Origin of the sequence: Desulfomicrobium norvegicum (assembly GCF_900114595.1) — a bacterium.
GTDB classification, from domain to species: domain Bacteria; phylum Desulfobacterota; class Desulfovibrionia; order Desulfovibrionales; family Desulfomicrobiaceae; genus Desulfomicrobium; species Desulfomicrobium macestii.
The window spans coordinates 1-5,599 of record NZ_FOTO01000028.1 but is presented as its reverse complement, the minus strand read 5'-3'; the positions used below and the strand labels follow the sequence as shown (position 1 = coordinate 5,599).

Sequence of the window (5,599 nt, the reverse complement as noted above, 5' to 3'; positions counted from 1 at the left end):
AAATAGTCGATCCTGAAAAACTCTAAAAACGGTCCGTCAAGCACAAGCCTGTACCGACCGAACATCTGGTCGAAAAACGTGCCCAAGCAATTTGAGGCACAAAAAATACAGTATCCGGATGAACTTCCGGAAGTTGAAGGCTGCACAGGCCATGAACAGGTTCACGGAATCGCCAATCCGGCCTTTGAGGTAGTTTCGAAGCATCCTGTGATCGTTCTTGAGATGGCCGATGATTGGCTCGATGGCGGCCCTGCGGCGAAAGCGTGCCCGAGCTTGGCGCTTCTCATGCTCAGTCTTGGGACCCTTGCCTGATTCTGGAATTTCGATGCGAGTTTCTCCGATCCTGCGCTTGCCTCGGTAGCCACGGTCGCAGATCGCCATGGTCGGCCTTTTGCCGACGATACTCTCGACCTGGCTCAGCACTGCGGGGAGAGTATGACCGTCGAAGGGGTTGTCCGGGAAGGACAGTGCGCCAACGATGATGCCGCTGATCTTGGTCACGGTCACGGATGCCTTGGCGCCGAACTCATATTTTTTGTGGGCCTTGCCTTTGCTGATGCAGGAAACATCTGGCTCATGGAGGCTGTAAATTTTGCCCGTGTCGGAACGCTGCTGGCGCTGAACACGGTCGTAGAGGTCAAGAGACTGCCGGTGAATCTCAAGCGCTTCCGGGGAAAGCTTCCGTCTCATATCGCGGATCAGGACACCGGCAATCGTGCGCAAACGCCGGACCGCCCGTTGGGCCTCCCCCTGTTTGCGGCCTTTTGACTTGAAACGAATGATCCGCAGCAGCTTCTTGACCTCGCGCTGGTAGCTGCGCCGGAGTTTGACGTCTTCCAGTTTGGCCATGATGTGGCACCGCGTCACGATCTTGGTCAGCAGCTTGGTGTCCGTGGGAAAGGTGATGTTCTTTTCCTGGACGGTGGAGTCCACGACAACTTCCTCTTCCTTGGCCTTGTCGCCATGGAGGTTCACGGAGACTTCAAAAATTTTGCGCACACCGTCTTCCCCGATCCGACGTCGAAAATAGGTCAACTCGGACGGATCACACGGCAGCTTCCAGGTGAAGCGTTGCTGGCCGCAGAAGGCCTGGAAATACGGATTCTGGACCCAGATATCGACGACGCGCTCATCGCTCAGGTTTTCAAGCTGTTTGAGGATGAGAAGCCCAACCATCAAACGGACGGGTTTGGCTGGGCGACCGGATGCGGCATAAAGCGGACGAAAGCTGTCCTCAAAAACCTGCCATGGGATGGCCTTGGCCAATCCCAGAAGGTGGTGTCGAGGATCGAGTTGATCGATCAGGTCTGGGCAGAGGAAGCTGCGCTGACGGTCCGATTTTTTGGGCTGCATCGTTGGTAACCTCGGAGTGATTTCGACCAGAAAAAATGCATTTTCACTGCATCACTGGTTATTTGAAATACATTATCTCCGATTAAATTTCAATTAATTTCAGCATATTGTCATATTTTCAGGGCTGACAAAATAACCATCGAGGAAATTGCCTGGAAAAAAGGCCGGGATCGTGAAGAGTACCTGAAGGAAGTTTGGATGCCGGTAAGAACGAAAGCCTGGGAACGATATGTTGAAGGCGGAAAGCTCGGTCCCGCCAGCCAAGGTGGTTGGGCCGAAGAGGACGTCAGCCACCTCTTTGGATATCCGGCCATGCTTCTTTGTTATGGCGACGATATGGCAGACCATTACATTGATGTGCACATAGGTCTGCCCGAGGCTATTTTGCGCCTTAAGGAAAGTCGTTTTTATCCCATTGGTCAAGAATGCCTCGACATGGAAGAACGAATCCTGAACCTGTTCAAACACTACCGCTTCGGCAACAAGAACGTGGCTCCGGACAGCTTCTTTTCGGCCGGGGGCAGGGTGGAAGGGCTCAAGACCTGGTATGAGCAGGCGAGCCTTGGGGCCAAACGGCACGCCAGCGAATCCCGGCCCAAGATTTATCTGCGCTTTGACACACTTCCCCCTGTAACTTCCGAATTCCCCAAAAGCATCTACGTCATTTCTGATGTGGCCAGAAAATATGGCATGAAGTTGCATGTGCTGCGTTCACAAAAAAGGGTGCTGGCTGGAATGGAGGGGCGGGAGGAAATATTTATTCTCCGCGATAAGAATGACGACGAATTTGAGTTGACCGCTTCTTGGAAATTTCAGGGAGTCCCAAAAGATCCGGAAAAACCCGATGTTGAGATTCAAATGACCTGCCCGGAGAGCGCCAAAGAAGACGCCCTGCGTATGTGGGACGCTGTCATGACCAAGTTCACCACAGTGCGGGAGTACTACGGCAGAAGATCGTGAATCGGACAGAATGAAGGATGAACCAGCGGAGCAGAACCGGATGGATTTCGGTTCTGCTCCGCTCCTTTGTTGCTCGCATGAAATCCACAAATATTAAATATGGCGACACTGCAAAAATTAGCGAAAGTGCCCAAGTATCATTCCCGAGCAGGCAAACTATGTCGGTAAATGGCAAAAAATCCATTCATTTCAAACGACACTGCAAAAAATCGCAAAAGAACCCGAGTGTCATTCCCGCGAAGGCGGGCCATGTCGGGCAATAGCGCGAAATCCATTCTTTTCAGATAGTTAAAAAGGCATGGATCCCCTTCTTCAAGGGGATGACGACTTTTTGCAGCGACATATTTAAACTAATGAATAATTTTGTAGTGTCGTTATGTATGAATGCACTGTAAGAAATGTAACGATAGATCCTGGGTGTCATTCCCGCGCAGGCGGGAGTCCATCGTTCATAATTCTCTCGATTTTTTCGTTACTCAGTGCCATTCCCGCGAAGGCGGGAATCCATTCTTTTCAGATAGTTAAAAAGGCATGGATCCCCTTTTTCAAGGGGATGACGACTTTTTGCAGTGACATCTTTAAACTAATGAATAATTTTGTAGTGTCTTCATGTATGAATGCGATGTAAGAAAAGTAACGATAGAGCCTGGGTGTCATTCCCGCGCAGGCGGCAATCCATCGCCCATAATTCTCTCGATTTTTCGTTGCTCAGTGTCATTCCCGCGAAGGCGGGAATCCATTCCTTTGAGATAAATAAAAAGTCATGAACACCATTCTTCAAAAGGATGAAGACTTTTGCAGCTTCTTCATACAAGCACTTTATTGTAATTTTAGTATGTAATGCTGCTGTATATAATCATGAATTTTTTGAGTTATTCTGCGAGTACTGCATGGTCTTCTGACTTATGACGATCAATCCCGCCAGTAAGTTCTTCAGACTTCCTTCTGCAAAGTGGAGTTGGTGGAACCGTCCGCCAGCGAAGAGAAGTAACTGGAAATTTTCGCCTCGTGAATCTTGAGTGCGGCCTGCATTTCCGTCACTTCAATGGTGCCGTTGCCACTGGTGTCGATGTTGCTGAAGGATGATGCGGATAGGGACGCTTCAGCCCTGGACAGAACGCCGTCCTTGTTTGCGTCCATGCTTGCCATATACTGTTTGGCCGCTTTTCCAGAAGCTGACGTATCCTCGCTTGTTGAGGATTCACCCAGAATATTGCTCAGAAGATCAAGGGAGTTGGCCCCGCTTTTCTTTGAAGTGTAATAGGAAAAGACGTCCTGCCCACGCCCCGACATGGCGGCAGTTATTTCCTCCTCGGTGACGTTGCCGTCCTTGGACGCGTCGAGCCGCGCAAAAGCCTCGGCAGACAGGCTCACCTCGTCCTTGGTAATGACCCCGTCCCGATTCGTATCCCCGTCACGAAAGCATTTCCGCGCTCCGAGCTTGGCGAACAACTCGTTCTGGGATGTCTCGCCATTGTTGGATAGTTGTGACGAAGCCTCTAGGTATTGTTTGGAACTGACACGCATGACGCACCTCCTGAGAGGCATTAAGCAAAATGTACGCCAGGGAAGAATATGAAGCTGGGGATCTGGAAATTTGATTTTCCGCAGATAATTACCGCCTCCTAATCAGACCAGAATACTCCAAAATAAGACAAGGGATTTCAGTTTTCACGCTGAAATCCCTTTATTACTTTGTGGGCTTTGCCTCATCGGCCAGAACCCGGCCATTCCGGATGGAACCATACGGCAATGGGTGTCTTTTTGTTTACGTACGCATGCGCCGACCGGGACCTTATAAGTATGTAGTCGATCCTGAAAAACTCTAAAAACGGTCCGTCAAGCACAAGCCTGTACCGACCGAACATCTGGTCGAAAAACGTGCCCAAGCAATTTGAGGCACAAAAAATACAGTATCCGGATGAACTTCCGGAAGTTGAAGGCTGCACAGGCCATGAACAGGTTCACGGAATCGCCAATCCGGCCTTTGAGGTAGTTTCGAAGCATCCTGTGATCGTTCTTGAGATGGCCGATGATTGGCTCGATGGCGGCCCTGCGGCGAAAGCGTGCCCGAGCTTGGCGCTTCTCATGCTCAGTCTTGGGACCCTTGCCTGATTCTGGAATTTCGATGCGAGTTTCTCCGATCCTGCGCTTGCCTCGGTAGCCACGGTCGCAGATCGCCATGGTCGGCCTTTTGCCGACGATACTCTCGACCTGGCTCAGCACTGCGGGGAGAGTATGACCGTCGAAGGGGTTGTCCGGGAAGGACAGTGCGCCAACGATGATGCCGCTGATCTTGGTCACGGTCACGGATGCCTTGGCGCCGAACTCATATTTTTTGTGGGCCTTGCCTTTGCTGATGCAGGAAACATCTGGCTCATGGAGGCTGTAAATTTTGCCCGTGTCGGAACGCTGCTGGCGCTGAACACGGTCGTAGAGGTCAAGAGACTGCCGGTGAATCTCAAGCGCTTCCGGGGAAAGCTTCCGTCTCATATCGCGGATCAGGACACCGGCAATCGTGCGCAAACGCCGGACCGCCCGTTGGGCCTCCCCCTGTTTGCGGCCTTTTGACTTGAAACGAATGATCCGCAGCAGCTTCTTGACCTCGCGCTGGTAGCTGCGCCGGAGTTTGACGTCTTCCAGTTTGGCCATGATGTGGCACCGCGTCACGATCTTGGTCAGCAGCTTGGTGTCCGTGGGAAAGGTGATGTTCTTTTCCTGGACGGTGGAGTCCACGACAACTTCCTCTTCCTTGGCCTTGTCGCCATGGAGGTTCACGGAGACTTCAAAAATTTTGCGCACACCGTCTTCCCCGATCCGACGTCGAAAATAGGTCAACTCGGACGGATCACACGGCAGCTTCCAGGTGAAGCGTTGCTGGCCGCAGAAGGCCTGGAAATACGGATTCTGGACCCAGATATCGACGACGCGCTCATCGCTCAGGTTTTCAAGCTGTTTGAGGATGAGAAGCCCAACCATCAAACGGACGGGTTTGGCTGGGCGACCGGATGCGGCATAAAGCGGACGAAAGCTGTCCTCAAAAACCTGCCATGGGATGGCCTTGGCCAATCCCAGAAGGTGGTGTCGAGGATCGAGTTGATCGATCAGGTCTGGGCAGAGGAAGCTGCGCTGACGGTCCGATTTTTTGGGCTGCATCGTTGGTAACCTCGGAGTGATTTCGACCAGAAAAAATGCATTTTCACTGCATCACTGGTTATTTGAAATACATTATCTCCGATTAAATTTCAATTAATTTCAGCATATTGTCATATTTTCAGGGCTGACT

At 51.4% G+C, this 5,599-nt stretch carries 4 protein-coding genes; 1 reads left to right on the top strand and 3 read right to left on the bottom strand.

Features of this window, described 5'->3' with window-relative positions; all coding sequences use genetic code 11:
• Positions 1-36: 36 nt before the first annotated feature.
• Positions 37-1,353 carry an IS5 family transposase gene (locus tag BMZ24_RS19180; protein ID WP_092194713.1) on the bottom strand — a complete coding sequence of 439 codons (1,317 nt, stop codon included), beginning with the start codon at positions 1,351-1,353 and terminating at the stop codon, positions 37-39.
• A 198-nt stretch (positions 1,354-1,551) separates the two neighbouring features.
• On the opposite strand from BMZ24_RS19180, the gene BMZ24_RS19175 reads away from it, so the two are divergent.
• Positions 1,552-2,313, top strand: coding sequence for a T6SS immunity protein Tli4 family protein (locus BMZ24_RS19175; protein WP_092194717.1), 762 nt, complete (start codon positions 1,552-1,554; stop codon positions 2,311-2,313).
• A gap of 933 nt (positions 2,314-3,246) precedes the next feature.
• Here the strand turns inward: BMZ24_RS19175 and BMZ24_RS19170 are convergent.
• Both BMZ24_RS19170 and BMZ24_RS19165 read right to left on the bottom strand, forming a co-directional pair.
• Positions 3,247-3,840, bottom strand: a complete 594-nt coding sequence (locus tag BMZ24_RS19170; RefSeq protein ID WP_161949252.1) for an EF-hand domain-containing protein — start codon at positions 3,838-3,840, stop codon at positions 3,247-3,249.
• 312 nt (positions 3,841-4,152) lie between these two features.
• The gene (locus BMZ24_RS19165; RefSeq protein ID WP_092194713.1) at positions 4,153-5,469 is read right to left on the bottom strand and encodes an IS5 family transposase; all 1,317 of its coding nucleotides are present in this window, start codon (positions 5,467-5,469) and stop codon (positions 4,153-4,155) included.
• Positions 5,470-5,599: the final 130 nt, after the last annotated feature.

Coding starts and splice junctions, on each gene's coding strand:
- BMZ24_RS19180 (WP_092194713.1), bottom strand. CDS start 1,353: ATGCAGCCCAAAAAATCGGACCGTCAGCGCAGCTTCCTCTGCCCAGAC.
- BMZ24_RS19175 (WP_092194717.1), top strand. CDS start 1,552: ATGCCGGTAAGAACGAAAGCCTGGGAACGATATGTTGAAGGCGGAAAG.
- BMZ24_RS19170 (WP_161949252.1), bottom strand. CDS start 3,840: ATGCGTGTCAGTTCCAAACAATACCTAGAGGCTTCGTCACAACTATCC.
- BMZ24_RS19165 (WP_092194713.1), bottom strand. CDS start 5,469: ATGCAGCCCAAAAAATCGGACCGTCAGCGCAGCTTCCTCTGCCCAGAC.